This window comes from Pseudarthrobacter sp. 1G09 (assembly GCF_050038305.1).
Lineage (GTDB): Bacteria > Actinomycetota > Actinomycetes > Actinomycetales > Micrococcaceae > Arthrobacter > Arthrobacter equi.
This window is the reverse complement of sequence record NZ_CP188306.1, coordinates 4,078,495-4,104,772: the sequence shown is the minus strand read 5'-3', so window position 1 is coordinate 4,104,772 and position 26,278 is coordinate 4,078,495. Positions and strand designations below refer to the sequence as shown.

Here is a 26,278-nt window from a genome sequence, read left to right as displayed (position 1 = left end):
TCCGCGCCTACAGCACGCTGCGGATCGCCTGCTCGAAGCTGGTGACGTGCTCCAGGGCGAGCTTGCCCGCCCGCTCGGAATCGCCGTCGGCCACTGCTTCGAGCAGTTCAACGTGCTCGGCAATGTGCGATGACACGGACGGAACCTTCTCCAGCACCATGCACCAGATGCGGGTGGCCAGGTTGTCGTAGCGGATCAGGACGTCTTCCAGGTGCGCGTTGGCCGCGGCCCGGTAGATCAGCCGGTGGACCTTGATGTCGTAGCGCATCAGGTCGTAGGGGTCATCGTCGCCGTCCATGCCGGCAATTGCGGCGGCGGTTTCCCGGATCTCTGCCCGCAGTGCCGGCGTGGCCAGCTTGGCTGCCCGTTTGGCCGCCAGGGGCTCCAGCGACTCGCGCAGCTCGGAGACGTCCGCGAGTTCGGTGATGTCGACGATGGTGGCAAACGTTCCGCGGCGGGGGTAGGACACCACCAAGTGGTCGCTTTCCAGGCGCTTGAGCGCTTCCCGCACGGGGGTGCGTCCGATGCCGAGCTCGGCCGCGAGCTTGCCGTCGTTGATGGCTTCGCCAGGGCGGATTTCCAGCATGATCAGGCGGTCCCGCAGATGCCGGTACGCCCGCTCGGCGAGTGAGAGGTCTTCATCGCCGGCGATGGAGTTCTCCAGCATTACGCCCATGTTGAGCTCTCTTCCATGGTGACTATTGACTGCTACGTGATCTGGAACATACTATTACGTCAGTTCTAATATATCAGTTACAGATCAGTTACGGATCAGGACTTTCAGGTTTAGAAGGAGAAACATGCAGGACGCACTCAACGCCTCGCTCGCAACGGTAGACGCCGACGTCGCCGCCGCCGTTGCACAGGAACTGCACCGCCAGCAGTCCACCCTGGAAATGATCGCCTCGGAGAACTTCGCTCCCTCCGCAGTGATGGAGGCACAGGGCTCGGTCCTCACCAACAAGTACGCCGAGGGCTACCCCGGCAAGCGCTACTACGGCGGCTGCGAGCACGTTGATGTGATCGAACAGCTGGCCATCGACCGGGTCAAGGCACTGTTCGGTGCCGAATTCGCCAACGTCCAGCCGCACTCCGGCGCGCAGGCCAACGCCGCAGCCATGTTCGCCCTGCTCAACCCGGGTGACACCATCCTGGGCCTGTCCCTCGCCCACGGCGGCCACCTCACCCACGGCATGAAGATCAACTTCTCCGGCAAGCTCTACAACGTGGTCCCGTACCACGTCCGTGAGGACGACCTCCGGGTGGACATGGCCGAGGTGGAAGCGCTGGCCCTGGAGCACAAGCCCAAGCTGATCGTTGCCGGCTGGTCCGCCTACTCCCGCCAGCTCGACTTCGCCGAGTTCCGCCGGATCGCCGACCTGGTGGGCGCCTACCTGATGGTGGACATGGCACACTTCGCCGGCCTCGTGGCAGCGGGCCTGCACCCGAACCCCGTCCCCTATGCAGACGTGGTCACCACCACCACGCACAAGACCCTCGGCGGCCCCCGCGGCGGCGTCATCCTTGCCAAGGAGGAGTACGCCAAGAAAATCAACTCCGCCGTGTTCCCCGGCCAGCAGGGCGGCCCGCTGGAGCACGTGGTGGCCGCCAAGGCCGTAGCCTTCAAGCTCGCCGCAACCCCGGAATTCAAGGAGCGCCAGGAGCGCGTCCTTCAGGGTGCCCAGCTGCTGGCCGAACGCCTCCTGCAGCCGGACGTCCAGGAAGCCGGAATCTCCGTGGTCAACGGCGGCACCGATGTGCACCTGGTCCTCGTTGACCTCCGGCACTCCGAGCTCGATGGCCAGCAGGGCGAAGATGCCCTCCACCACATCGGCATCACGGTCAACCGCAACGCAGTCCCGTTCGACCCCCGCCCGCCGATGGTCTCCTCCGGCCTCCGCATCGGCACCCCTGCCCTGGCTGCCCGCGGCTTCGGCGCCGCCGAATTCGCCGAGGTTGCGGACATCATCGCGACGGCGCTCATCGCCTCCGCGTCCACGGGCACCCTGCCCGGGGACACCGCCGTCGAGCTCCGCGCACGCGTTACCGCGCTTGCCGGGCAGTTCCCCCTTTACCCGCATCTTTCCGACAACAGCAGCGACGCCAGCCTGGCCGGTGCAGAAGCAGACCTGATTGGAGCAACCCAGTGAGCGCCCCCCACCTCCCCGAACACCCGGAATTCCTCTGGCGCAATCCGGAACCCAAGTCCTCCTACGACGCCGTGATCGTCGGCGGCGGCGGGCACGGCCTGGCCACCGCATACTTCCTGGCCAAGAACCACGGCATGACCAACATCGCCGTCCTGGAAAAGGGCTGGCTGGCCGGCGGCAACATGGCCCGCAACACCACCATCATCCGTTCCAACTACCTCTGGGACGAGAGCGCCGCCATCTACGAGCACGCCCTCAAGCTTTGGGAAATCCTGCCCGAGGAACTCGAGTACGACTTCCTGTTCAGCCAGCGCGGCGTGATGAACCTGGCCCACACCCTGGGCGACGTGCGCGAAAGCATGCGCCGCGTGGGCGCCAACAAGCTCAACGGCGTTGACGCTGAATGGCTGGACCCGCAGCAGGTCAAGGAACTCTGCCCCATCCTGAACATCAGCGACAACATCCGCTACCCGGTCATGGGCGCCACCTACCAGCCCCGTGCCGGCATCGCCAAGCACGACCACGTTGCCTGGGCCTTCGCCCGCAAATGCGACGAGCTGGGCGTGGACATCATCCAGAACTGCGAAGTCACCGGCTTCCTCAAGGACGGCGACCGCGTGGTGGGCGTCAAGACCAGCCGCGGCACCATCAACACCGAAAAGGTTGGCCTCTGCGCGGCCGGCCACAGCTCGGTCCTGGCTGAGATGGCAGGCTTCGAGCTCCCCATCCAGTCCCACCCGCTGCAGGCGCTGGTCTCCGAACTGCACGAACCCGTCCACCCCACCGTGGTCATGTCCAACCACGTCCACGTCTACGTTTCGCAGGCGCACAAGGGCGAACTGGTCATGGGCGCCGGCGTGGACTCGTACAACGGCTACGGCCAGCGCGGCTCCTTCCACGTGATCGAGCAGCAGATGGCGGCCGCCGTCGAGCTCTTCCCCATCTTTGCCCGGGCCCACGTACTCCGGACGTGGGGCGGCATCGTGGACACCACCCTGGACGCCTCGCCGATTGTTGGCACCACCCCGGTGGAGAACATGTTCGTGAACTGCGGCTGGGGAACCGGCGGCTTCAAGGGCACACCGGCGGCAGGCATGACCTTCGCGCACACCATCGCCACCGGCGCCCCGCACAAGCTGAACGCGCCGTTCTCCCTGGAACGCTTCGAAACCGGCGCGCTCATCGACGAACACGGCGCCGCCGCCGTGGCCCACTAGCCGCTGCCACGAGATAAGGACTAACGCACATGCTGCTGATCCCATGCCCCAACTGCGGCCCGCGGGACGAAACCGAATTCCACTACGGGGGACAGGCCCACGTCGCCTACCCCGAGAACCCCAACGAGCTCAGCGACACGGAGTGGTCCCGCTACCTCTTCTACCGCAGCAACACCAAGGGCACCTTCGCCGAACGCTGGGTCCACAGCACCGGCTGCCGCCAGTGGTTCAACATGCTCCGCGACACCGTGAGCTACGACATCCAGGCGATCTACCCGATGGGAGCCCAGCGGCCTGACCGGGCCGGCACCACCGGCGCCGAGTCCGGTACCGCCAGCGTTGCCGCGGACAGCACCACCACCGGGACCGCCGCGCCCAGCACCTCAGGCACCAGCCTTTCCTCCACCACTGCAGCCCCGGAAGGAGCCACCAAGTGACCTCCCAGAACGCCCGCCTGGCCACCGGCGGCCGCATCGACCGCACCATCTCCTGGCGCTTCACCGTGGACGGCGAGGAGTTCACCGGCCACCCCGGCGACACCCTGGCCTCCGCACTGCTCGCCAACGGCCGCATCGCCGCCGGCAACTCGCTCTACGAGGACCGCCACCGCGGCATCATGTCCGCCGGCGTGGAAGAAGCCAACGCCCTGGTCCGTGTGGAAGCCCGCTTCCCCGGCCACGTGGCCGAATCCATGCTCCCGGCCACCACCGTGTCCCTCGTTGACGGGCTCCAGGCCCTCCAGCTCAACGGCCTGGGCAAGCTGGATCCGGCCGAGGACCGCGCCGAATACGACAAGAAGTACGTCCACACCGACGTCCTGGTGATCGGCGGCGGCCCCGCAGGCCTCGCTGCTGCCCGTGAAGCAGTCCGTACCGGTGCCCGCGTCATGCTGCTGGACGACCAGCCCGAACTCGGCGGTTCCCTGCTCTCCGGCTCCACCGCCGAGGGCCTGGCCGAAACCATCGAAGGCAAGCCCGCCCTGGAGTGGGTTGCCGACGTCGAAGCCGAACTGGTCTCCGGCGCGGAATCCACGGTCCTGAACCGCACCACCGCGTTCGGCGCCTACGACGCCAACTACGTCATCGCCGTCCAGAACCGTACCGACCACCTCACCAGCCCGGCAGCCCCCGGCGTCTCCCGCCAGCGTATTTGGCACATCCGTGCCAGCCAGGTGGTGCTCGCCCCCGGAGCGCACGAGCGTCCCCTGGTGTTCGAGAACAACGACCGTCCCGGCATCATGCTTGCTTCAGCCGTCCGCAGCTACCTGAACCGGTACGCCGTGGCCGCCGGCAGCCGCGTGGTCATCAGCACCACCAACGACAGCGCCTACGCCACCGCCGCGGACCTCGCCGCCGCCGGCGTCAAGGTTGCAGCCGTCGTCGACGCCCGTCCGAAGCTGACCAACGTGGCGACCGCCGCCGTCGAATCCGGCATCCGGGTGCTGATCGGCAGCGCCGTGGCCAACACCTCCGCTGATTCCAGCGGTCGTTTGGACGGCGTCACCGTCCGCAGCATCAACGACGACGGGGAACTCACCTCCGGCGTGGAACAGATCGCAGCAGACCTGCTGGCTGTGTCCGGCGGCTGGAGCCCGTTGGTGCACCTGCACTCGCAGCGGCAGGGCAAACTGCGCTGGGACGACGAGCTGGCAGCCTTCGTGCCCAGCACCGAAGTTCCCAACCAGCAGAGCATCGGCGCCGGCCGCGGCTCGTTCGCCACCGCCGACTGCCTCGCGGAGGGCATCTCTGCCGGCGCGAAGGCAGCGATCGCCGCAGGCTTCGAATCCGCCGTCAAACCGTCCGTGTTCGGCGACCCGCAGGCCTCCGCCCCTACCCGCCAGCTCTGGCTGGTACCGGGAGAGAGCGGCACCCCGGACGACTGGCACCACCACTTCGTTGACTTCCAGCGCGACCAGTCCGTGGCGGACGTCCTCCGCTCCACCGGTGCCGGCATGCGTTCCGTGGAGCACATCAAGCGGTACACCTCCATCAGCACCGCCAATGACCAGGGCAAGACCTCCGGCGTCAACGCCATCGGCGTCATCGCCGCGGCCCTGCGCACGGCCGGCGAGGCTTCCCGGGGCATCGGCGACATCGGCACCACCACCTACCGCGCGCCGTTCACCCCGGTGGCCTTCGCGGCACTGGCCGGACGCCAGCGCGGTGAGCTCTTCGACCCCGCCCGCATCACCTCGATCCACCCGTGGCACGTTGCCAAGGGTGCGCTGTTCGAGGACGTCGGGCAGTGGAAGCGGCCCTGGTACTACCCGCAGGCCGGGGAGGACATGGACGCTGCCGTGCTGCGCGAATGCGCCGCCGTCCGCAAATCCGTGGGCTTCATGGACGCCACCACGCTGGGCAAGATCGAAATCCGCGGCAAAGACGCGGGGGAGTTCCTGAACCGCGTCTACACCAACGCCTTCAAGAAGCTCGCCCCGGGCTCGGCACGCTACGGCGTCATGTGCCTGGCTGACGGCATGATCTTCGACGACGGCGTGACCCTCCGGCTCGATGAAGACACCTTCTTCATGACCACCACCACCGGCGGTGCCGCGAAGGTGCTGGACCACCTGGAGGAATGGCTGCAGACCGAATGGCCTGAGCTGGACGTGCAGTGCACCTCGGTGACGGAGCAGTGGAACACCATCGCCGTCGTGGGGCCCAAGTCCCGCGAAGTGATCGCCAAGGTGGCCCCGGAGCTGGCTGCCAACGGCGGACTCGAGGCCGGGAACTTCCCGTTCATGACATTCCGCGAAACCACCCTCGCCTCCGGCGTCCGGGCCCGGGTCTGCCGGATCTCGTTCTCTGGCGAACTCGCCTACGAGATCAACGTTCCGGCCTGGTACGGCCTGAACACCTGGGAATCCGTGGCCGCTGCCGGAGCCGAATTCAACATCACCCCGTACGGCACCGAAACCATGCACGTGCTGCGCGCCGAGAAGGGCTACCCGATTGTCGGGCAGGACACCGACGGCACCGTCACCCCGCAGGATGCCGGCATGGAGTGGATCGTCTCCAAGGCCAAGGAGTTCATCGGCAAGCGTTCCTACTCCCGCGTGGATGCCCAGCGTGAAGACCGTAAGCACCTGGTCAGCGTGCTCCCCGTGGACCGCACGCTGCGGCTGCCCGAAGGCACCCAGCTGGTGGAAAAGGGACGCTCCACCAACCCCGCCTACGGCCCCGTGCCGATGGAAGGGTTCGTCACCTCCAGCTACCACAGCGCAGCGCTGGGCCGTTCGTTCGGCCTGGCCCTGATCAAGAACGGACGCAACCGCATCGGCGAAACGCTGATTGCCGCCGCCGGCGACCAGCTGGTGGACGTGGTTGTTGCAGAGACAGTGCTTTTTGACTCCGAAGGGACCCGCAAAGATGGCTGAGACAGCAGCTTCCCCCACCCCCGCAAAGACTCCGACGGACAAAGACCTCGCGGTCCGCACCAGCCCGGCCGGAGTGCTCCGGGACGCGTTCGCGGCAGGCTCGCTGGCCGGAACCGTTGAGATCTCCGAGCTCCCCTTCCTCACCATGGTGGGGATCCGGGTGGCCGCAGGCTCCGGCGCTGCGCAGCGCATCGCCGCCGTGACCGGTGGCCTGCCCGCCGGTTCCGGCGCCGTGGCCGGCAGCGGGGACACGTCCGTCCTGTGGCTGGGCCCGGCCGAGTTCCTGGTGGTTGCGCCCACCGAGGCCCACGAGTCCCTGGGCGGTGGCCTGATCCAGGCGCTGCGGGACGCCCTGGGCGGCGATTCCGGCCAGGTGGTTGACCTCTCGGCCAACCGCACCACCTTCGAGCTGACCGGCCCGCAGGCCCGCTCCGTCCTGGAGAAGGGCTGCTCGCTGGACCTGCACCCCCGCGTCTTCAAGGCCGGCACCGCGTACTCCACGGAAATCGGGAACATCCCCGCCCTCCTGTGGAAGACCGGCGAGGAGTCCTTCCGGGTCTTCCCGCGGGCCTCGTTCGCCGAGTTCCTGGGCCGCTGGCTCCTGGACGGCATGCGGGAGTACGCCTCGCCAGAGGTCCCCTGATGGCGCTCAGCGTCCTTGACCTCTTTTCTGTCGGCATCGGGCCCTCGTCGTCACACACGGTGGGCCCGATGCGGGCGGCAAAGCTCTTCGCGGACGGCCTGAAGGGCGACGGCCACCTGGCCTCCACCACCCGGGTCCAGTCCGAACTGTTCGGCTCGCTGGGCGCCACCGGCCGCGGCCACGGATCGGACAAGGCAGTGGTGCTGGGGCTGCAGGGCCTGGAACCGGAGACGGTCAACACCTTCACCGCCGACGACCAGGTGGCTGCTGCGGCACTCAATGCCGAACTCCAGATCGCCGGGACGCACCGGGTGGACTTCAACTGGGAAGAGGACGTGGTCCTCCACCGGCGCAAGTCCCTCCCCGCACACCCCAACGGCATGACGTTCCGGGCGCTGGACCACACCGGTTCCGTGCTGAGCGAGCGGAGCTACTACTCCATCGGCGGTGGCTTCGTGGTGGACGGCGACGCCGAGGGCGCGGACAAGGTGGTGGCGGATGACACGGTGCTGCCGTACCCGTTCTCCACGGCTGACGAACTCCTGGAGATCTGCAGCCGCGAAGGCATGTCCATCTCCGACGTCATGCTCGCCAACGAGCTGACGTGGCGCAGCGAAGCGGAACTCCGGGAGCAGTTGCTGGGGCTCTGGGCCGTCATGAAGGAATGCGTGGAGAATGGCTGCAACGCCGAAGGCATCCTCCCCGGCGGCCTGAAGGTCACCCGGCGGGCGCCCTCGCTGTTCCGTACCCTGACTGCCTCCGCCGCTTCGGCCGAAGCGTCCGCCAAGGCAGCGGCAGCGTCGCCGTCGCCCGTCCAGGCACCGGCCGATCCCTTGCTGGCAATGGAATGGGTGAACCTCTTCGCGCTGGCCGTGAATGAGGAGAACGCCGCCGGCGGGCGGATTGTCACCGCCCCCACCAACGGGGCAGCGGGCATTGTTCCGGCCGTCCTGCACTACTACGTGAAATTTGTTCCGGGAGCCGACGACGATGGTGTGGTCCGCTTCCTCCTGGCGGCGGCCGCCGTCGGAATCCTGTTCAAGACCAACGCCTCCATCTCCGGCGCCGAAGTGGGCTGCCAGGGTGAGGTCGGATCGGCCTGCTCCATGGCCGCCGCCGGGCTCTGCGAGGTGCTCGGCGGAACGCCCCCGCAGGTGGAGAACGCCGCCGAGGTAGGGATCGAGCACAACCTGGGCCTGACCTGCGATCCCGTGGGCGGCCTTGTGCAGATCCCGTGCATCGAGCGGAATGCGATCGCCAGCGTGAAGGCGATCAACGCGGCCCGGCTGGCCCTGCACGGGGACGGCAGCCACAAGGTCTCGCTGGACAAGGCGATCAAGACCATGCGCGACACCGGAGCCGACATGAAAACCAAGTACAAGGAAACCTCCCGAGGAGGACTCGCCGTGAATGTGATCGAGTGCTGAACCATGACTGCCACTGAAACCCACGTCCCCGCGCCCAAGGCGCCCACCACCGTGGAACACGTCCTCACCCTGGACTGCCCGGAAGGGCCCGGCATTGTCCACGCAGTGTCCGGCTTCCTGCTGGAGCACGGCTGCGACATCATCGACAACAAGCAGTTCGGTGAACGCTCCGAAGGCCACTTCTTCATGCGCGTGCACTTCGTCTCCGAGGGCGACGATTCCACGCTGACCGTCCTGCGGGACTCCTTCGCCCCCGTGGCGGAGAAGTTCGGCATGCGCTGGCAGCTGGAACGCCAGGGCTCCAAGCGCAGGGTACTGATCATGGTGTCCAAGTTCGGGCACTGCCTCAACGACCTGCTGTTCCGTGCCCGCGTCGGCGAACTGCCCGTGGACGTGGTGGCCGTGGTGTCCAACCACCGGGACCACCAGGCGCTGGTGGAGTGGCACGGCATCCCGTTCCACCACATCCCGGTCACTGCGGACACCAAGCCCGCCGCGGAAGCCGAGCTGATGGAACTGGTGGACGGCCTCGACGTCGAACTGGTGGTGCTGGCCCGCTACATGCAGGTGCTCAGCGACGACCTGACCCGGAAGCTGGACGGCCGGGCCATCAACATCCACCACTCGTTCCTGCCCAGCTTCAAGGGTGCCAAGCCCTACCACCAGGCGTACGCGCGCGGCGTCAAGACCGTGGGCGCCACCGCGCACTACGTCAACGCAGAGCTGGACGAGGGGCCCATCATCTCCCAGCAGGTGGTGGACGTGGACCACACGTACGGTCCCGAGGACCTGGTGGCCGCGGGCCGCGACACCGAATGCAAGGCACTCTCCAACGCGGTGAAGTGGCACTGCGAGGGCCGGGTCATCCTGCAGGGCAACCGCACGGTGGTGCTCCGCTAGTAAGTGTCTGCGCCGCTACCAGGACTGGAACCGCCTGATTGGCGCCCCGGTCAGCGCCTGACCGGACAGCTTTACAACTGAAGCGCGGCTGGTTGCCCTCTCGGGTGGCCGGCCGCGCTTTTTGCTGCCCCCTGGTACTCCGCCCGGACGTGGCTGGCAGCGCTGAGTCTCCCCACCTTTCGGAGAGCACGACGGCGTGTCCCGGCCACACGCCGTCGTCCGCGGGTTTGCTGGGGTGAAACCCGGGGAGACCCGGCGGGGCGCGCTCCAATTACCGAAGCAGCCCCGCCCCGGGGATCAGGCCTCCGTTGCCGGGGACCCGTCGTCGTCCGCTTCTTCAACCTCGAGCAGCAACGCGGTGCCCTGATACGCCGGCAGGTCGATGAAGAAGCTGTGCAGGTCATCCACCTGGCCCACGGTTTCGCCGCTGAAAAGGTCGCGCACGCTGGCTCCCGGCGGAAGGTGGGTGGACCGGACGCTGCCGGAGATGTCCTGGCCGGAGAAGTTGAGCACGGTGATTTCGACGGCGCCGCCGGCCAGCCCGTTCACCAGGACCAGCAGCCCGCGGTGCGAGACGTCCGGCACGTCCAGGAGCGTTCCTGTCGCGATGCCGTGCTCCTCCCGCACCGCCAGGATCCGCTGGAGCCTGCGGGCAAAGGAGTTTTCGTTCTCCAGCTGTTCCGGGAGCGGCCCGTAGAGGCTGCGGGCGCGGGGCATTCCGGAGGATGAGGCCGTGGCGTCCGGGCTGGTGCCCATGATGTCGTGCGCGCCGCGGTTGATCCAGCGGGTGTCACCCTGCGCGATCAGCTCCCCAACGGTGCCGCGGTCCAGCACCGAAATCCCGGTCAGGTCCCAGCCGGACAGTGCGAAGACGCCCGGCTGCAGCGCGTTGTACATGGACAGCAGGATGTGGGCGTCCAGGACCTGCGCCTCCTGCTCCGGCGTGAGCGCCTCCGGATCCTGGATCCCCAGGGTGGCCATGATGAAGCTGACAGTGGTGCAGGCGATCCCGTTCATGGTGAAAACGGAGTTGTAGGGGGCGTTTTCGCCGGTGAGCCGCTCCCGCATGGTCTGCTGGACGTGCTCGGCGATCTGGGCCCCGGTCATTTCCTGGCCGCCGAGCTCGAAGACGTCGTCCCGGTGGCCCGCGGCGAAGTGCATGAGTTCGTACGTGAGCTCGTCGTGGTTCTGCAGGGCATGGACCAGGGACGCCTGGTCCACCCCGATCTCCTTGGAGAGCCGCAGCGTCAGCCGCAGGAACTCGGTATCCCCGGTGACCAGCGCGAAGTGGTACGCGGGCCGGGTGATGAAGTCGTAGGAAAGGTCGGGGCCGGATTCGGAGGTGGCCTTGATGTCGTCGATGGTCAGGTTCAGTTCCTGGAAGGAGAACCCGCCCACCTTGCGGATCATGGAGCCGATGAGCTGGTTGGCGGCCTCGGACAGCGGGTGCCCCTCGGACCAGCCCGGCTCCTCCTCGGCGCTCTTCTCCACGCCCAGGAATCCGTTGGCATCGAGCCGGAGGGCGCCGGTGCCGAGGTCCACCAGGGAGTGCAGGGCATCGCCCACCACCAGGCGCATGCCGGCGAAGGTGGGGTCCAGCCAGTTGATGGACGGCTGGCCGGCCTTGAAGTAGTGGAGGTAGACCCAGCGGCGGGTCTTGCCGGTGGTGTCCACGATGGCGCGGGTGGCGCTCCAGTTGGTTTCCTTCACGCCGGGTTCGTAGAAGATCACCCGCTGCAGGCGGCCGATGATGTAGCCGGCCTTCTGCAGGGCCTGTTCCGCGTCCGGGCTGAGGTTCACCGAGTCCTTGCCCTCGGGGACGTCCGGCAGCAGGTGCCAGTCCTCCTCAGGGATGTCCACCATGTGGTAGATGCCGGGGTAGTCCCGGAAGTTCATTTCGGCGAGGCGGAAATCGGCGCCCTTGCCGGTGTGGCCCGGGACGATGTCGTCGATGATCGTGCCGCCGTGTTCCGCGGCCACCTCGCACATCCGGCGGAATTCATCCTCGTCGCCGAACACAGGGTCGATGCCCATGCTGATCCGGTCGAAGTGGCCATCCACGCTGGGGGTCTGCATCCATCCGCTGATGCCGCCGGCCAGCTTGACGGGCCCGGTGTGGATGGCGCGGATGCCGATGTTCCGGAACGCCTCCCACATTCCCTCGTCGCCCAGGGCGGACAGGAAGGACTGGCCGGGCTGGGTGATGAAGGACAGGGGATAGGCGGTGAACCACACGGGGGCGCGTTCGACGGCGGCACGCGGGTTGGGGTGCGCGTAGGAGTTCTGCCACATGCTGGCCTGGCCCGAGAGTTGCCTGGCGAGCGTGTTGGCGTCCCCGAGCATCGCCTGGTTCCGCAGCCATTCGACATAGGCTGCGTTGCGTCCGTCGAACTCGAAGGACGGCCTGGTGGCAAGGTACTGGCGGCGCCGGGCGATGGGCCTCAGGGCCTTGGGGCGTGCCGGGTAGAACTGTTCGTCGTAACTGATCTCCGCGTCGGCTGCCTGCTCGGTGGCAGCGGCCGTCTCCTGGCCTTCTTCGACATCGAGGGCATCTGCTTCAAAAATCCCCTCGCTGGTGGTCGGTTCGCTCATGGTTCCTCTTTCCGAAGGTTGCTTCCATGGCCCGGAAGCGAAGCCCCGGGACACCTTGCGCACGAATTCACCGTACCCCGGCGGGCACGGGCTATTCGCGGAACCGCGGCGGTGCGGCAGTAAAGGACTGTCATACGCACCGCTGCGCTCACGGACAAGAACCGGTCGCTGGCGGACAAACGGCCGTATGAGTCCCGCTGCGAAGCTGGATTCCTCAACAACTTCCCCGCTCATGACCGTGAGAAGGACCCTTATGAGTATTTCGAATTCCGAACCCCGGACCACTGACGCTCCGGCCAGGGAGCATTCCACCGCCCTCCGCGCCGGAAGCATCGGAGTGATGGGCATCCTCTTCTTTGTCCTGTCCGCCCAGGCGCCGCTGACCGGCATCGTGGGCGCCTCGCCGCTCGCGGCAGCCCTTGGCAACGGCGCCGGCGCCCCGGGCGCCTACCTGATTGTCGGCGTCGTGATTGTCATCTTCGCGGTGGGCTTCGTAGCCATGAGCCGCAGGATCCAGGCCAACGGCGCCTTCTACGCCTATGTGACGGCCGCGTTCGGCCGGAGAACCGGTGCCGGTGCGGCCTGGCTGGCACTGCTGGCCTACAACACCATCCAGGCGGCCATGTACGGGCTGTACGGTGCGGCCTTCTCGGGGCTGCTCGCCTCCGTGGGCCCCGACGTTCCGTGGTGGCTGCCGGCGCTGGCCACCATGGGCGGCGTCCAGGTGCTCGGGTCCCTGAATATCGAACTTGGCGCCCGCATCCTGGCCCTGCTGGTGGGCCTGGAGGTGGCGGTGCTGCTGCTGTTCGGCTTTACCGTGCTCTTCAGTGGCGGCGGCCCGGAGGGCATCAGCGTTGCGGCCTCCTTCTCGCCCCAGGCCATCGGCGCCGGCGCCCCCGGGGTGGCCATCATGTTTGCCGTGGCGTCCATGTTCGGGTTCGAATCCACCGCCATCTACTCGGCCGAAGCCAAGGACCCGCACCGCACGGTGGCACGGGCCACCTACCTTTCCGTGGGCGTCATCTCGGTGTTCTTTTCCTTCATTTCCTGGATGCTGGTCAGCTATTACGGGCCGTCCAGGGTGATGGACGCGGCAGGGGCAGCCCTGGAATCGGGAGATGCCACCTCCTTCGTGCTCGGCCCGATGGTGGAACTCTTCGGCCCGTGGGCGGGGACGGTCACGGGCATCCTGCTGGTGACGTCGCTGCTGGCAGGGATCATCGCCTTCCATAACGGCATCAACCGCTACCTGCATTCGCTGGCGCTCCGCGGTTCCATGCCCGCCCGGGTGGCCCGGACCAACCGTCACCGTGCACCCGCCATCGCCGCCTGGATCCAGACCGCCGCCGCCGTCGCCCTGGTGATGCCGTTCGCGGCACTTGCCCTGGACCCCGTCCTTACCCTGTTCTCCTGGTTCAGCGGGCTGGCCGTGGCGGCGCTGCTGGTGCTGTACATGCTGTGCTCCGTGGCCGTCGTCGGCTTCTTCCGCCGCGAATCCTCCGGAGCCGGGCTGTGGCAAACGCTGATCGCTCCTGCGCTCGCATCCGTCCTGCTCGCGTGGGTCCTCTACCTGGTGGTCAGCAACTTCACCTCCCTGATCGGCGGCAGCGCGGAAACAGCGGCGGCCCTGCTGGCTGCCGTGCCCGTGGTCTTCGTGGCGGGGGTGCTGGTGGAAGCCAGGGTGCAGCGCCACCTGGACGGTGCCGGCCGCGGAACGGCAAAACCGGACCCGAGCCTCAGCTGAGCGTTGCCCGGCCGGCGGCAGGGCCCGGCGGCAACGGAGTGGCCCGGTGCGGAGCTGACATTTCGCGCCGGGCCAGCCCGTGCGCGGCACAGAACAGCCCGGCTACGGCGATGGCTGCCACCCACGCCGCCTCCGGGCCGGCCGGCCAGGTGCCGGCCAGCCCCAGGAAGGCAGGAACGGTGGCGGTAACGGGGCTGGCCAGCATCAGCGCCCACCCGATAAACGGGTCCATCCGCCGCCGGCCCAGTGCGAGGGAACCGAACAGGGCGCCCCACAGCACCGCCCAGGCGAGCCACAGGACTGCGAGCAGGGGATCGGAACCGACCCAGGCCCCGGCGAGGAGCAGCCCCAGCCCGGCCACCATGCCGCAGAACCAGCCCAGCCCCTTCGATCCCAGGTGCAGCAGCGCGTCCAGCCCCACGTAGACATAGGTCAGACCGAACAGGAACATGCCGGTCACTGTCAGCAGCGGCGCCGCGCCACCCGCCAGGGACATCAGGCCGAGCAGCAGCTGGAGGGACCCCACCGCCAGGTTCAGGATGGCGGCATCCCGCCACGGCAGCCGGTTCAGGGTGGCCAGGCCGTTGACCAGCAGGACGGCGCCGGACAGCAGGAGGCAGAGGTAGGCCATGTCATACCGCCCGTGAACCGCGGTGTCGCCGGACTTCAGATATCGCTGAATGGAATTTTGTTGTCACAATACGGAGATTAGCCCAGAAGGCGGAGTTCGCTTGGCGGTCGGCAGTCGCAATCGGCTAGGTTGAAACGTAAACCTCTTGGGACAGTGCCGCCTCCTGTGTGCCGTCCCGTGTCCGGCCACGGTAAGGAAAACATCATGGATGCACGGCTCGAGGCCATCCGGGACACCGTCCTGGCCAGGAACCCCGGCGAAGCGGAATTCCACCAGGCTGTGGTGGAAGTCTTCGAAAGCCTGGGGCCCGTCCACGACAGGCACCCCGAGTTCCTTGAGGCCGCCATCCTGGAACGGCTGTGCGAGCCCGAGCGGCAGATCATCTTCCGCGTTCCGTGGACCGACGACGCCGGACGCGTCCAGATCAACCGCGGCTTCCGGGTGGAATTCAACTCAGCCCTGGGGCCGTATAAGGGCGGCCTGCGGTTCCATCCGTCCGTGTACCTGGGCATCGTCAAGTTCCTGGGTTTTGAACAGATCTTCAAGAACGCCCTCACCGGCATGCCCATCGGCGGCGGCAAGGGTGGCTCCGATTTCGATCCCCGCGGACGCAGCGATGCCGAAGTCATGCGCTTCTGCCAGTCCTTCATGACCGAGCTCTACCGGCACATCGGCGAATATACCGACGTTCCGGCCGGCGACATTGGCGTGGGCGGCCGCGAAATCGGCTACCTCTTCGGCCAGTACAAGCGCATCACCAACCGGTATGAGTCAGGCGTCCTCACCGGCAAGGGCATCTCCTGGGGCGGGTCCCTGGTCCGCCCCGAGGCCACCGGATTCGGCACGGTCATCTTCACGCAGGAAATGCTGAAGACCCGCGGATCCTCCTTCGACGGCCAGCGCGTGGTGGTTTCCGGTTCCGGCAACGTGGCCATCAACGCGATCGCCAAAGCGCAATCGCTGGGCGCCACCGTGGTGGCCTGCTCCGACTCGTCAGGCTACGTGGTGGACGAGGCGGGCATCGACGTCGGACTTCTTCGTGAGGTGAAGGAAGTGGAGCGCGGCCGCCTGAAGGACTATGCGGAACGCCGCGGCGGCGTCGCGTACGTGGAGGGCGGCTCCGTGTGGGACGTCGACGCCACGGTGGCACTGCCCTGCGCCACGCAGAACGAGCTCGACGGCGATGCTGCCGCCCGCCTGGTGCGCGGTGGCCTCCTGGCGGTCGGCGAAGGCGCCAACATGCCCTCCACCCGCGATGCCGTTGCGGTGTTCCAGGACGCCGGGCTGCTGTTTGGCCCCGGCAAGGCTGCCAACGCAGGCGGGGTGGCCACCTCGGCTTTGGAAATGCAGCAGAACGCCAGCCGGGACTCGTGGTCCTTCGAGCACACCGAAGAGCGGCTGACCGAGATCATGGTGGGCATCCACCACCGCTGCGCGTCCACCGCCGATGAGTACGGCCAGCCGGGCAACTATGTGCTGGGCGCCAACATCGGCGGGTTCGTCAAAGTGGCCGATGCCATGCTGGCCCAGGGCCTGATCTGACCGGGGCTACACCGGGGCCGCCCCGGGATGCCACACCCGGCGGCCGTCCCTGGCCGCGCACCTTCTAGCTGCGGCGGCGCCAGTCCGACGGCGGTACGCCAAACGCATCCCGGAACGTGCGGCTGAAGTGGGCCGCATCCAGGAAGCCCCAGCGGGCGGCCACGGCGCCGACCGGCAGTCCGGCGTGCAGCGGGTCCCGGAGGTCGCGGCGGGCGCCTTCCAGCCGCTGCGTCCGGATCCAAGTGGCCACCGTGGTTCCGGACTCGTGGAAGACGTTGTGCAGGTGCCGGGTGGAAATGAAATGCGCCGCGGCGATGCTGGCCGGCGAAAGCAGCGGATCTGACAGGTTCGCGTCAATGTACTCCCGCACTGCCACCGCCAGCATGGCCTGCGGCTTCATCTGGTCCGGGGAGATGTCCATTTCGGCGTGCAGCATGGTGGACACCAGGTCCAGGGCGTTGGCCGCGAGCCTTGAGCCGCTGGGGCCGTTGAGTACGTCCAGGTTCTGGGACAGCTGCCGAATGAACTGTCCCACGATGCCGCTGAGGCCGCCGTCGCCGGCCATCCGCACTGCCGCCAGCTGCCCCACATACTCCGTGGGCAGGGCGAGGGTATCGCACGGGAACATCACCACCATGATCCGGGTGGTGTCCTCGAAGGCCAGGGTGTAGGGCCTGTTGGTGTCGTAGATGGCGAGGTCGCCGGGCCGGAGGACCGCCTCCCTATTGTCCTGGATCAGCAGGCCGGTGCCTTCAAGCTGCAGGTTCAGTTTGAAGTACCGCTCGTGGGCCCGGGCAATAAGCGCCGGCGTGCGGTGGACTTCGTGGGATGTGGCTGTGACCTCCACGATGGACATCCGGTCCAGGACCCTGGAACGCAGCTGTCCGCGAAATCCCTCAACGTCTGCCGTCCTCGCCGTCAGCGGCACAAAGGACTCCGCCACCAGGTGCTTCCAGTGGTCGAAGGATGAGGCGATGCTGGCGGTGAGGGCCTGGCTGGCGGGGGCCGTAGCCCGGACGGGTGCTGGCATGGCTGCTCCTGACGAGTGGTCACTCTGACGTTCCCCCCGGGACTGTGTCGTGGAACACAGTGACAACAGGTTAGGGTCCGCGGAATCTTTTTTCAACACTTGGCGAAAAAAGACGACGGCAGCACTTTCCCGCGTGCCGCCGTCGAACGTCCCCTGCAGGCGCAGCGGCGTGGAATGATCAGGCCATGGGAGCCATGGAAGGTCCAGACGGGACGCGGCGGGACTTCAATGCGCGCTCGCATCACTCCCGCCTGCGGATGCTGGTGATGCTCGCCGTCGGGCTGGCGACGGCGGTGCTGGTGGGGGTCTTGGGACGTTGGGCCTACGCGCCCGCGCTCGGCTGGGCCGCGGCGTCCGCCACCTACCTGGCCTGGGTCTGGAGCGTCATCGGGCACCTGGGGCCGGAGGCCACCGCCGCCCATGCGCGGCGCGAAGACCCGGGCAGGGTGTTTTCCGACGCCCTGGTCCTGACCGCCACCGTGGCAAGCTTCGCCGGCGTGGGCCTCATCCTCGTTGATGCGTCCAAGGCGGAGGGCTTCGCCAAGGATGCCATCGTGGCCATGGCCCTCGGCAGCATCGCCCTGTCCTGGTTCCTGGTGCACACCCTCTTCACTTTGCGGTACGCCGCGATCTTCTACCGGGACCGGGCCGGGATCGATTTCAACGGGGAGGAACCTCCCCGCTACAAGGATTTTGCGTACCTGGCGTTCACGGTGGGCATGACCTTCCAGGTTTCGGACACGAGCCTCAAGACGCGGGCGATCCGCGGCACGGTCCTCCGGCAGGCGCTGCTGTCCTACCTCCTGGGAACCATCGTGCTGGCCACCACCATCAACCTGGTCTCGGGCCTCGTCCGCTAGGCGGAGCCTGGTGCATGCCCCGGACATGCGAATGGGTGCAGTCCCCCTGAGGGAACTGCACCCATTGATGTACCGGGAGCCGGCCAGGGACTAATCCTTCTTGAAGGCGTCCTTGACTTTTTCGCCGGCCTGCTTCAGGTCAGCTTTGGCCTGATCGGTCTTGCCCTCGGCCTTCAGGCTCTCATCGCCTGAAGCGTGGCCGGCAGCTTCCTTGCCCTTGCCGCCAAGCTTTTCCGCGGCGTTATCAATCTTGTCGTCCAAACCCATGAGCTGCTCCTTGCGTTCGTACCCGCCCCGGGAAGCCCGGAACCTGACCCTCAATACTAAGCATGCTTTTAGTTTCCTGCGTCCCCTTCCCGGCGGGTTTAAGGCAAACTCACAGGATTAGGGTGGGGCGCCTGCGGTGTCCCGGCGGCGGCATGTCCCGGCGGCGGCCTTAGCCGGCACTCCCGGAGGCTACCCTGATCCGGTTCAGCAGCGCAGCAGGGCCAGATAACCGTCCAGCTGCGTGTCGTGGCCGAAGCCTGTCCGGCCCGGCGGGGCAAGTGCGGCCTCGATCTGGGCGCCGAGCAGCATGTTCAGGAGCTGGCGGGCCAGGAGGGAATCGTCGACGGCGGCGCGGACGTCGCCGCTGTTCCGCGCCTCCGCGAGGTAGCGCCGGATGGTGTCCACCCATTCCTCCATGGACTGCCGGTGGATTTCGGCCTTTCCGGGATCGGTGACCGCCTTTTGCCAGAACGGGATCACGATGCGGGCCTCGTTGATGCGTTCTTCGTCCAGGGGGAGGACCTCGAGGCAGAAGGCCTGGAGGGCGTCCAGGCCGGACCTGCCCATGGTGACGTCCGCAATGCGCCGGTTGGTCCGGTTGAACACGTGGCTGAAGGCGAACTCCAGGAGTGTGTCCTTGGTGGGGAAGTAGGGTTTCAGGGCTCCGTTCGCGAAGCCGGCTTCCATGGCGATTTCCCGCATGGTGGCGCCCTCCATGCCCTGCCTGGCGATGATCCGCCAGGTGGCATCCACCAACTCGAGGCGCCGCTCGTCGTGGTCAACAATCTTCGGCACCGCGGCCCACTCCCGGAAATATTTTGGCTCAGACTCTTGTGGGCCATGTTACGGACGTTTATTCTCTACAACTATAGAAAATAAGCCACCGGCAGCCGGCGACGGCCCGATCAAAGGTTTCCCATGACTCTTACCCCCACTGAAACCACCACGGCGTCGGCCTCTGCATCTGCCTATGGGCCGGTCACGGCAGCTGAGATCCTTGAGGTGCGTGCCATCCTCCAGGCCGAGGGGCTCTTTGGCCCGCAGCACCGCATCGCCTACCTGGGGTTGCTGGATCCGGCGCGCGGCACGGATCTCCGTGGTGACGCCGGCGCAGTGAACCGCCGGTTCCGTACCTTCCTCCACGATGTCTCCGGCGCTGCGCCGCGCGATCTTGTGGTCTCGGTGACGCAGCGGCGGGTGGAAACCGCCGTCGAGCTCGATACCGCGGTGACCGGCGAACTGCCGGTCCTCGAAGAGGAGTTCGAGGTGGTGGAGTCACTGCTTGCCACTGACGGACGCTGGCTGCAGGCCCTCGCGGACCGGGGGCTCGACGTCGAAAAGGTCCGGGTGGCACCGCTCTCCGCCGGCGTCTTCGAGTACCCCGAGGAAAAAGGCCGGCGCATCCTCCGCGGCCTGGCGTTCGTCCAGGAGTTCCCGGAGGACAGCGCCTGGGCGCACCCGGTGGACGGACTGGTGGCCTATGTGGACGTGGTCAGCAAGGAAGTCACCCAGGTCATCGACCTCGGCGTGATGCCCATCCCGGTTGAGCATGGCAACTACACCGATCCGGAACTGACCGGGCCTGTCCGCGAAACCCAGAAGCCCATCAGCATCACCCAGCCGGAGGGGCCCAGCTTCGCCGTGACGGGCGGCAACCACGTGGAATGGGAAAAATGGAGCCTGGATGTTGGGTTCGATTCCCGCGAAGGCGTGGTCCTCCACAACCTCGCTTTCCAGGACAGTGACCGGAAACGGCCCATCATCAACCGGGGTTCCATCGCCGAAATGGTGGTCCCGTACGGCGACCCCTCGCCCATCCGGTCCTGGCAGAACTACTTCGACACCGGCGAATACCTGGTGGGCCAGTACGCCAACTCGCTGGAACTGGGCTGCGACTGCCTGGGCGAGATCACCTACCTGAGCCCGGTCATCAGCGACGCGTTCGGCAATCCCCGGGAAATCCGCAACGGCATCTGCCTGCACGAGGAGGACTGGAGCATCCTCTCCAAGCACTCCGACCTGTGGAGCGGAGTCACCTACACCCGCCGCAACCGCCGCCTGGTGATCTCCTTCTTCACCACCATCGGCAACTACGACTACGGCTTCTACTGGTACCTCTACCTTGACGGCACCATCGAGTTCGAGGCCAAGGCCACCGGTGTCGTGTTCACGTCGGCGTTCCCGGAGGGCGGCTCGGACAACATCTCCCAGCTCGCCCCGGGCCTGGGCGCCCCGTTCCACCAGCACCTCTTCAGCGCCAGGCTGGACATGGCCATCGACGGATTCACCAACCGGGTGGAGGAAGAAGACGTCGTCCGGCAGGCCATGGGCCCCGGCAACGAGCGCGGCAACGCGTTCTCCCGGAAGCGCACGCTGCTGGCGCGGGAGTCCGACGGCGTCCGGGAAGCCGATGCGCGGGCCGGCCGCACCTGGGTTATCTCCAACCCCGAATCCCGCAACCGGCTGGGCGAGCCGGTGGGCTACAAGCTCCACTCGCAGAACCAGCCCACGCTGCTGGCCGATCCGGATTCCTCCATTGCCCGCCGCGCAGCGTTCGCCACCAAGGATCTCTGGGTTACCCGCTACGCCGAGGAGGAGCGGTACCCCACCGGGGATTTCGTGAACCAGCACGGCGGCGGAGCAGGCTTGCCCGGGTACGTGGCGCAGGACCGGGACATTGACGGCCAGGACATCGTGGTGTGGCACACCTTTGGCCTCACCCACTTCCCGCGGGTGGAGGACTGGCCCATCATGCCCGTGGATACCGTGGGGTTTAAGCTCCGCCCCGAGGGCTTCTTCGACAGGAGCCCAGTCCTGGACGTCCCCGCGAACCCGAACCAGCAGGCGTCCTCCTGCCACAGCGAGGGCGCCAGCGGTGGTGGCCACTAGCCTGGCGCCCGCCGCGCCGGGCAGCGCAGCCACGCGGACGACGCCGGGCGGCCGGGTCCGTGCCCAGGGTCCTGTCCTGCACCGGCGCCTCTGCGCGGTGGTCACCGCAGTGTCCTGCGGTGCGCACCTGTGGCTGGCTGTCTCGGGGCACCACGGCCCCTGGCTGGGTTTCCTGATGATTACCCTCGCAGCAGTCTGCGTTCCCTGCACCGTGCACATCTGGCGGCACAGCCGGGTGGGGGCCCTGCACCAGGTGGCAGCGTCCGCCGTGGTGATGGTGGCCGTGCACGCTGTCCTCCTGCTGGGCGGGGCCGGTGCGGGGCACGCCCATGGGGGAGAGCCGGCGTCGTCCGCCGTTTCCCTGCCCGCGGCGGCAGCCAGTGCGCAGCTGCTGCTGGTCATCGTCCTTGAACTCACCACCGCGCTGCTCGCCGCAACGCTGGTGGCACGGCTCCGTGCCGCGCACCGGCCTGGCTGAGCCATCCGGTGTCACGCAGGGCACGCTTTTGGCCTTCCCAGGCCCGGTGTTCCGCGGAAAACCGGGGCTCCGCCGTCGGGCGCGCTCCGAAAGGATGCTGCGCGTGACGTGTCCCGGTCCTGCGAGCTACTTCTCGTCCGGCCCCAGGTCCGGGCCGGCCACGAAGCGGACCTCCCGGGTGGTGCTGCCCTGCAGTTCCAGGACGGCGAGCTCGTTGGCGCCCTCGCGGATCAGCGGGCCGGGCACGTACAGGGTGCGCTGCGGGCCGCGGCTCCAGTAGCGGCCCAGGTTGAAGCCGTTGATAAAGGCGTTGCCTTTGGTCCAGCCGTCCAGCCGCAGGTACCGGCCGGCAGAACCACCGGCCGGCCCATCACCGTCAAACGTGGCAAACGAAACGGACGGCCCGGCAACTCCGGTCCCGCCGGACCGTCCGGCGGGAAGCTCCACCGCAGCGGCACGGAACGCCGCCAGTGAAGACAAGTCCACCGGCCGGACGCTCCAGTCCTGCACTTCCACACCGTCCAGCAGCGCCGGACCGGCCAGGCCCTTCGCCTCCCCGATCCGGGGCCCGTAGTTGACCCTGCCCTGGTCCTCCACGAGGACCTGCAGCAAGCCGCCGCCGGGGAGGACGATGGAGCGCTCGCCGAGCTCCCGGCTCAGTGTCCCGAGCGGGAAACCGTCCAGGAAGAACTGCGCTCGGTCTCGGATTTCGCTGAAGGTGAGGACTCCGCCGCGGTCCAGCTGCCGTTCGTAGACGAAGAAGCCGCGATACTGGCCAGTGGCTTCACTCGGCGGCACGGAACCGGGGACGGTCAAGGCGGGGGACGCCGCGGCCACGTCCAGGAGCGGGGCACTGGACGTTACCGGCACGGCCGACGCCGGAACAGCGGCCCGGCGCTCCGGCACCTCCGCGGGAACCGGGAAGTGCTTGGCGATGACGTCCCGGAACGCGAAGTACTTGTCCGTTGGGTGGCCGTCCTCGGTGAGCGGCGCGTCGTAGTCGTAGGAGGTGATGGTGGGTTCGTAGATGCCTTTGTCGTTGGCACCATTGGTGAAGCCAAAGTTGGTGCCGCCGTGGAACATGTAGATGTTCACTGACGCCCCGGCGGCCAGCAGGGCGTCCAGTTCCGCGGCTGATGCGGCGGCATCGGTGGTGTGGTGGTGGGTGCCCCAGTTGTCGAACCAGCCGTTCCAGAACTCCGCACACATCAGCGGCCCGTCCGGCTGCCGCTCCCGCAGGAAGGCCAGCCGCTCGTCCGCGCGCGATCCGAACGTCCCGGTCTTGTGCAGCCCGGGAAGCGAGCCGTCTTCGATCATGGTCCCGAAAGGCTGGTCGCAGGTGAACAGGGGAACCTCGACGCCGGCCCGCTTGGCCGTATCCACGAGATGCTGCAGGTAGGCCTTGTCCGAGCCGTACGCCCCGTATTCATTTTCGATCTGGAACAGGACCACCGGACCGCCGCGGGTGACCTGCCGTTCCACCACGATGGGCAGCAACTGGTCCATGAACCCGTCCACGGCCGCCAGGTAACCGGGCTCGCTGCTGCGCACGCCGATAGCGGGGTCGGTGAACAGCCATGCCGGCAGGCCGCCGTTGTCCCACTCCGCGCAGATATAGGGCCCGGGCCGGACGATCGCTCGCATGCCCTCGGCTGCCACCAGGTCCAGGAAGCGGCCCAGGTCCAGCCCGCCGTCGGTCCGGAAGCTGCCGGGCGCGGGGGAATGCTCGTTCCACGGCACATACGTCTCGATGGTGTTCAGGCCCATAAGGCGCGCCTTGCGGATCCGGTCCGCCCACAGGTCCGGGTGGACACGGAAGTAGTGGATGGCGCCGGAGAGGATGCGGAATGGTTCTCCGTCCAGCAGGAAGTCGCGGCTGCCGATGGCAAAGGTTTGCACGGTGGATCCCGAATCAGTTGGCGGTGCGGAGGGCGGCGGTGTAGGCGTAGGTGGTGTTGCTCCAGATGACGAAGAGCAGTGGCGCGGGTGCCAGGGCGATGCCCAGGACGGGTTGGAGGATGGCGGCGGTGGCGATGATGCCGAGGAGTACGAGGGTGGCGAGGCTGAGGTACCAGCGCTGGACCGCCAGGTAGAGGGCTGCTTTGAGCAGGTTTTTGAGGCGTGTTTCGGGGTGGAGGACGACGCCGGCAATCGCCGTCATGGTCACGGCCAGGGTTGCGGCGGCTGCTACGAGGATCACGGGGACCAGGAGGGCTGCTGCGGGCATGGTTTGGACGATCACGAGGTCCACGCCGAGGAACAGGAGGATGGCGACGGCGGCGAGGCCGAGCGGTGCGGTCTTTCGGAACCCGCGCCGGTACGCGGTCAGGTAGGCGGCGACCGGTTTTACCGCGGCGCCGTCGTCGTGCAGGGCCTTGAAGGCGGCAAAGAGGGCGGCGAGGGAGGGCGGGATGGTGACGGACAGCGCCAGGAAGAACGGCCACGCCGCAGCGGGGTCCGCCACGAGGGCCAGGCACAGCACCAGCGGGGCATTGGCGAACGCCATCAGCACGTTCCCGGCCAGGAAGGTGTAGATGAAGCCGAAGATACCGCCGAACGCCTCGAACCCCGGGCTGGGGATCCGCCCGGCCAGGCCGCGGCGGTTTGCCGGCAGTGGGTGCTTGGCGCCTTCCGGGATGTGCTGTGCCACGGTGGTCATCCTTTCATGCCGCTCGTGGCGATGCCCTGGATAAAGTAGCGCTGGCCGATGAGGAAGATCGCGAGGATGGGGATCACGGAGATTACGGATCCGGTCATGATCATGGCGTATTCGGCGTCGAATTGGCCTACGAAGGAGCGCAGGCCGAGTTGGACGGTCCAGAGCCGGTTGGAGGTGAGGTAGATGAACGGGCCCATGTAGTCGTTCCAGGTGTTGACGAACGTCAGCAGGGCGAGGCTTGCGAGGGCGGGTTTGGAGAGGGGGAGGATGACGCGGGCCCAGATGCCGTATTCGCTGAGGCCGTCGATGCGGGCGGCTTCGCAGAGTTCGTCGGGGATGGTCATGTAGTACTGGCGCATGAGGAACACGCCGAACGCGCCGAAGGCCTGGAGCAGGATGAGGGCGTTGAAGCTGTTGGTGAGGCCGAGGTTCTGCATCATGATGTACTGCGGGACCATGTAGGCCTGCCAGGGCACGGCGATGGTGCCGATGTAGGCCAGGAACAGGACGTCGCGGCCGGGGAAGCGGACTTTGGAGAAGCCGTAGGCTGCCAGGGATCCGGTGAGGACCTGCAGGCAGGTGATGATCACGGCGAGGTAGAGGGAGTTCTGGAGGTAGCCCATCATGGGGATGCGGGTCCAGATGTCGGTGTAGTTGCTCCACACGAACTCGGTGGGGATCCATTGGATGGGGACGGTGAGGACCTGGTTGTTTTCCTTCAGGGAGGAGGAGACCATCCAGATGAACGGCACCATCAGAGCTGCGACGAGGACCACCAGGGCGGCGTAGATGACGAGGTCTGTGGTGCGTTTCTTCGCCTCCCGCGGGGAACGCCGGCGTTCGCTGCGGCGGTCCTCTTCCGCGGTGGCTGCACCGTTCGGGGGCGTGGCTGCGTCGTTGAGATGACTGGTTTTGAGGTCTTCGGCCATGTTGGTCATCAGCGTTCCCTCCGCTGTTGGATCTTGAATTGGAGCACGGTGACGGTCAGCACGATGAGGAACAGCACCAGCGAGATGGCGGACGAGTAGCCGAACTTTCCTTCACCGATGCCTTCCTGGTAAATGAGCTGCGACAGCACGGTGGTGGAGCGGCCGGGGCCACCGTTGGTCATGACGACGATGAGGTCGAAGACTTTGAAGCTGGAGACGGTCAGCATGACGACGACGAAGAACGTGGTGGGGCGGAGCGAGGGGATGGTGACGTTCCAGAAGCGTTGCCAGGCGGAGGCGCCGTCGACTTCGGCGGCTTCGTAGAGTTCGGCGGGGATGGCCTGGAGGCCGGCGAGGTAGAGGACCATGTAGTAGCCCATGTCGCGCCAGACGCTGGTGATGATGACGGCGGGCAGGGCCCAGTCGGAACTGGAGGTCCAGCCGGGTGGGTTGGCAATGCCCACGGCTTGCAGGAACTGGTTGATGGGGCCGCTGTCGGGGCTGAAGAGCATGTTCCAGACCACGGCCACTGCCACCAGTGAGGTGATGTAGGGGAAGAAGATGGCGACGCGGAAGAAGCCGATGCCTTTGAGCTTGCGGTTCAGGAGCATCGCCAGGAGCAGGGCCAGTGCCATGGTCAGCGGGACGTGGCCGATGGCGTAGACCACGGTGTTGCGCAGCGCGATCCAGAAGGAATCGGACGCGAACATCCGCTGGAAGTTGGCCAGACCCACCCACTTAGGGGCGGTGAAGGAGGTCCACTCCATGAAGGACAGCGCGAACGCGGCCAGGACCGGGATCAGGGTGAAGGCCAGGAACCCCAGGAAATTCGGCAGGATGAACGTCCAGCCAATCAGGGTGTTTCGCCGGGCCTGCTTCCGGTTGCCCCGGCTGTGGACAGCCGGGGCAACCGTCGAAGGAATAGTGTCAGTGCTCATGGCTGC

At 67.1% G+C, this 26,278-nt stretch carries 22 protein-coding genes; 12 read left to right on the top strand and 10 right to left on the bottom strand.

Annotation, left to right across the window (positions count from 1 at the left end; all coding sequences use genetic code 11):
* Positions 1-7: 7 nt before the first annotated feature.
* Complete coding sequence (locus tag ACP3TD_RS18945) at positions 8-676, bottom strand: GntR family transcriptional regulator (RefSeq protein ID WP_056081285.1); 669 nt, start codon at positions 674-676, stop codon at positions 8-10.
* Positions 677-800: 124 nt separating this feature from the next.
* On the opposite strand from ACP3TD_RS18945, the gene glyA reads away from it, so the two are divergent.
* From glyA to purU, 7 genes are read left to right on the top strand one after another with little or no spacing between them, the layout of a single operon-like run.
* Positions 801-2,150: a serine hydroxymethyltransferase gene (gene glyA / locus ACP3TD_RS18940; RefSeq protein WP_426764529.1), complete on the top strand. Its 1,350-nt coding sequence runs from the start codon at positions 801-803 to the stop codon at positions 2,148-2,150.
* Entirely contained in the window at positions 2,147-3,367 is a 1,221-nt protein-coding gene (locus ACP3TD_RS18935) for a sarcosine oxidase subunit beta family protein (protein ID WP_056081278.1), read from the top strand. The genes glyA and ACP3TD_RS18935 overlap by 4 nt, the downstream gene beginning before the upstream one ends.
* Before the next feature lie 29 nt (positions 3,368-3,396).
* The gene (locus tag ACP3TD_RS18930) at positions 3,397-3,804 is read left to right on the top strand and encodes a sarcosine oxidase subunit delta (protein ID WP_426764528.1); all 408 of its coding nucleotides are present in this window, start codon (positions 3,397-3,399) and stop codon (positions 3,802-3,804) included.
* On the top strand, positions 3,801-6,743 hold the full coding sequence (locus ACP3TD_RS18925) for a sarcosine oxidase subunit alpha family protein (protein WP_426764526.1): 2,943 nt from the start codon (positions 3,801-3,803) through the stop codon (positions 6,741-6,743). The genes ACP3TD_RS18930 and ACP3TD_RS18925 overlap by 4 nt, the downstream gene beginning before the upstream one ends.
* Positions 6,736-7,386 carry a sarcosine oxidase subunit gamma gene (locus ACP3TD_RS18920; protein WP_426764524.1) on the top strand — a complete coding sequence of 217 codons (651 nt, stop codon included), beginning with the start codon at positions 6,736-6,738 and terminating at the stop codon, positions 7,384-7,386. The genes ACP3TD_RS18925 and ACP3TD_RS18920 overlap by 8 nt, the downstream gene beginning before the upstream one ends.
* Positions 7,386-8,813 carry an L-serine ammonia-lyase gene (locus ACP3TD_RS18915; protein WP_314214874.1) on the top strand — a complete coding sequence of 476 codons (1,428 nt, stop codon included), beginning with the start codon at positions 7,386-7,388 and terminating at the stop codon, positions 8,811-8,813. Before ACP3TD_RS18920 ends, ACP3TD_RS18915 begins: the two co-directional genes overlap by 1 nt.
* Positions 8,814-8,816: 3 nt before the next feature.
* Positions 8,817-9,713, top strand: coding sequence for a formyltetrahydrofolate deformylase (purU, locus tag ACP3TD_RS18910; RefSeq protein ID WP_426764522.1), 897 nt, complete (start codon positions 8,817-8,819; stop codon positions 9,711-9,713).
* Positions 9,714-10,010: 297 nt separating this feature from the next.
* Here the strand turns inward: purU and treS are convergent, their stop codons facing one another.
* Positions 10,011-12,305: a maltose alpha-D-glucosyltransferase gene (treS, locus tag ACP3TD_RS18905; RefSeq protein ID WP_426764521.1), complete on the bottom strand. Its 2,295-nt coding sequence runs from the start codon at positions 12,303-12,305 to the stop codon at positions 10,011-10,013.
* A gap of 253 nt (positions 12,306-12,558) precedes the next feature.
* On the opposite strand from treS, the gene ACP3TD_RS18900 reads away from it, so the two are divergent.
* On the top strand, positions 12,559-14,049 hold the full coding sequence (locus ACP3TD_RS18900) for an APC family permease (RefSeq protein WP_426764520.1): 1,491 nt from the start codon (positions 12,559-12,561) through the stop codon (positions 14,047-14,049).
* On the opposite strand, the gene ACP3TD_RS18895 is transcribed toward ACP3TD_RS18900, so the two are convergent.
* Positions 14,042-14,680: an AmiS/UreI family transporter gene (locus ACP3TD_RS18895; protein WP_426764518.1), complete on the bottom strand. Its 639-nt coding sequence runs from the start codon at positions 14,678-14,680 to the stop codon at positions 14,042-14,044. The two genes, ACP3TD_RS18900 and ACP3TD_RS18895, sit on opposite strands and share 8 nt — an antisense overlap.
* A gap of 204 nt (positions 14,681-14,884) precedes the next feature.
* Between ACP3TD_RS18895 and gdhA the strand changes: the two genes are divergently transcribed.
* Positions 14,885-16,222: an NADP-specific glutamate dehydrogenase gene (gene gdhA / locus ACP3TD_RS18890; protein ID WP_426764516.1), complete on the top strand. Its 1,338-nt coding sequence runs from the start codon at positions 14,885-14,887 to the stop codon at positions 16,220-16,222.
* A 64-nt stretch (positions 16,223-16,286) separates the two neighbouring features.
* Here the strand turns inward: gdhA and ACP3TD_RS18885 are convergent, their stop codons facing one another.
* The gene (locus ACP3TD_RS18885) at positions 16,287-17,252 is read right to left on the bottom strand and encodes a helix-turn-helix domain-containing protein (protein WP_426764515.1); all 966 of its coding nucleotides are present in this window, start codon (positions 17,250-17,252) and stop codon (positions 16,287-16,289) included.
* A gap of 257 nt (positions 17,253-17,509) precedes the next feature.
* Between ACP3TD_RS18885 and ACP3TD_RS18880 the strand changes: the two genes are divergently transcribed.
* On the top strand, positions 17,510-18,112 hold the full coding sequence (locus ACP3TD_RS18880) for a DUF1345 domain-containing protein (RefSeq protein ID WP_426767303.1): 603 nt from the start codon (positions 17,510-17,512) through the stop codon (positions 18,110-18,112).
* A 90-nt stretch (positions 18,113-18,202) separates the two neighbouring features.
* On the opposite strand, the gene ACP3TD_RS18875 is transcribed toward ACP3TD_RS18880, so the two are convergent.
* Positions 18,203-18,379 (bottom strand): CsbD family protein, encoded by a 177-nt coding sequence (locus ACP3TD_RS18875; protein WP_045730732.1) that lies wholly within the window; start codon positions 18,377-18,379, stop codon positions 18,203-18,205.
* A gap of 204 nt (positions 18,380-18,583) precedes the next feature.
* Positions 18,584-19,174: a TetR/AcrR family transcriptional regulator gene (locus ACP3TD_RS18870; protein ID WP_426764514.1), complete on the bottom strand. Its 591-nt coding sequence runs from the start codon at positions 19,172-19,174 to the stop codon at positions 18,584-18,586.
* Between the two features lie 123 nt (positions 19,175-19,297).
* On the opposite strand from ACP3TD_RS18870, the gene ACP3TD_RS18865 reads away from it, so the two are divergent.
* Both ACP3TD_RS18865 and ACP3TD_RS18860 read left to right on the top strand, forming a co-directional pair.
* Complete coding sequence (locus tag ACP3TD_RS18865) at positions 19,298-21,268, top strand: primary-amine oxidase (protein WP_426764513.1); 1,971 nt, start codon at positions 19,298-19,300, stop codon at positions 21,266-21,268.
* Complete coding sequence (locus tag ACP3TD_RS18860) at positions 21,255-21,746, top strand: hypothetical protein (protein WP_426764512.1); 492 nt, start codon at positions 21,255-21,257, stop codon at positions 21,744-21,746. The genes ACP3TD_RS18865 and ACP3TD_RS18860 overlap by 14 nt, the downstream gene beginning before the upstream one ends.
* Positions 21,747-21,872: 126 nt before the next feature.
* On the opposite strand, the gene ACP3TD_RS18855 is transcribed toward ACP3TD_RS18860, so the two are convergent.
* From ACP3TD_RS18855 to ACP3TD_RS18840, 4 genes are read right to left on the bottom strand one after another with little or no spacing between them, the layout of a single operon-like run.
* Positions 21,873-23,645 carry a glycoside hydrolase family 35 protein gene (locus tag ACP3TD_RS18855; RefSeq protein ID WP_426764511.1) on the bottom strand — a complete coding sequence of 591 codons (1,773 nt, stop codon included), beginning with the start codon at positions 23,643-23,645 and terminating at the stop codon, positions 21,873-21,875.
* 13 nt (positions 23,646-23,658) lie between these two features.
* Positions 23,659-24,405 carry a DUF624 domain-containing protein gene (locus ACP3TD_RS18850; RefSeq protein WP_426764510.1) on the bottom strand — a complete coding sequence of 249 codons (747 nt, stop codon included), beginning with the start codon at positions 24,403-24,405 and terminating at the stop codon, positions 23,659-23,661.
* Positions 24,402-25,343 carry a carbohydrate ABC transporter permease gene (locus ACP3TD_RS18845; RefSeq protein WP_426764509.1) on the bottom strand — a complete coding sequence of 314 codons (942 nt, stop codon included), beginning with the start codon at positions 25,341-25,343 and terminating at the stop codon, positions 24,402-24,404. The genes ACP3TD_RS18850 and ACP3TD_RS18845 overlap by 4 nt, the downstream gene beginning before the upstream one ends.
* Positions 25,343-26,272, bottom strand: a complete 930-nt coding sequence (locus ACP3TD_RS18840) for a carbohydrate ABC transporter permease (protein ID WP_426764508.1) — start codon at positions 26,270-26,272, stop codon at positions 25,343-25,345. Before ACP3TD_RS18840 ends, ACP3TD_RS18845 begins: the two co-directional genes overlap by 1 nt.
* Between the last annotated feature and the right edge of the window lie 6 nt (positions 26,273-26,278).

What these genes read in the sequence shown, in the direction of transcription:
- purU (WP_426764522.1), top strand. Translation starts at nt 8,817, where the DNA reads ATGACTGCCACTGAAACCCACGTCCCCGCGCCCAAGGCGCCCACCACC.
- ACP3TD_RS18850 (WP_426764510.1), bottom strand. Translation starts at nt 24,405, where the DNA reads ATGACCACCGTGGCACAGCACATCCCGGAAGGCGCCAAGCACCCACTG.
- glyA (WP_426764529.1), top strand. Translation starts at nt 801, where the DNA reads ATGCAGGACGCACTCAACGCCTCGCTCGCAACGGTAGACGCCGACGTC.
- ACP3TD_RS18840 (WP_426764508.1), bottom strand. Translation starts at nt 26,272, where the DNA reads ATGAGCACTGACACTATTCCTTCGACGGTTGCCCCGGCTGTCCACAGC.
- ACP3TD_RS18865 (WP_426764513.1), top strand. Translation starts at nt 19,298, where the DNA reads ATGACTCTTACCCCCACTGAAACCACCACGGCGTCGGCCTCTGCATCT.
- ACP3TD_RS18875 (WP_045730732.1), bottom strand. Translation starts at nt 18,379, where the DNA reads ATGGGTTTGGACGACAAGATTGATAACGCCGCGGAAAAGCTTGGCGGC.
- ACP3TD_RS18945 (WP_056081285.1), bottom strand. Translation starts at nt 676, where the DNA reads ATGGGCGTAATGCTGGAGAACTCCATCGCCGGCGATGAAGACCTCTCA.
- ACP3TD_RS18900 (WP_426764520.1), top strand. Translation starts at nt 12,559, where the DNA reads ATGAGTATTTCGAATTCCGAACCCCGGACCACTGACGCTCCGGCCAGG.
- ACP3TD_RS18930 (WP_426764528.1), top strand. Translation starts at nt 3,397, where the DNA reads ATGCTGCTGATCCCATGCCCCAACTGCGGCCCGCGGGACGAAACCGAA.
- ACP3TD_RS18920 (WP_426764524.1), top strand. Translation starts at nt 6,736, where the DNA reads ATGGCTGAGACAGCAGCTTCCCCCACCCCCGCAAAGACTCCGACGGAC.
- ACP3TD_RS18915 (WP_314214874.1), top strand. Translation starts at nt 7,386, where the DNA reads ATGGCGCTCAGCGTCCTTGACCTCTTTTCTGTCGGCATCGGGCCCTCG.
- ACP3TD_RS18880 (WP_426767303.1), top strand. Translation starts at nt 17,510, where the DNA reads ATGCTGGTGATGCTCGCCGTCGGGCTGGCGACGGCGGTGCTGGTGGGG.
- ACP3TD_RS18885 (WP_426764515.1), bottom strand. Translation starts at nt 17,252, where the DNA reads ATGCCAGCACCCGTCCGGGCTACGGCCCCCGCCAGCCAGGCCCTCACC.
- treS (WP_426764521.1), bottom strand. Translation starts at nt 12,305, where the DNA reads ATGAGCGAACCGACCACCAGCGAGGGGATTTTTGAAGCAGATGCCCTC.
- ACP3TD_RS18895 (WP_426764518.1), bottom strand. Translation starts at nt 14,680, where the DNA reads ATGGCCTACCTCTGCCTCCTGCTGTCCGGCGCCGTCCTGCTGGTCAAC.
- gdhA (WP_426764516.1), top strand. Translation starts at nt 14,885, where the DNA reads ATGGATGCACGGCTCGAGGCCATCCGGGACACCGTCCTGGCCAGGAAC.
- ACP3TD_RS18845 (WP_426764509.1), bottom strand. Translation starts at nt 25,343, where the DNA reads ATGACCAACATGGCCGAAGACCTCAAAACCAGTCATCTCAACGACGCA.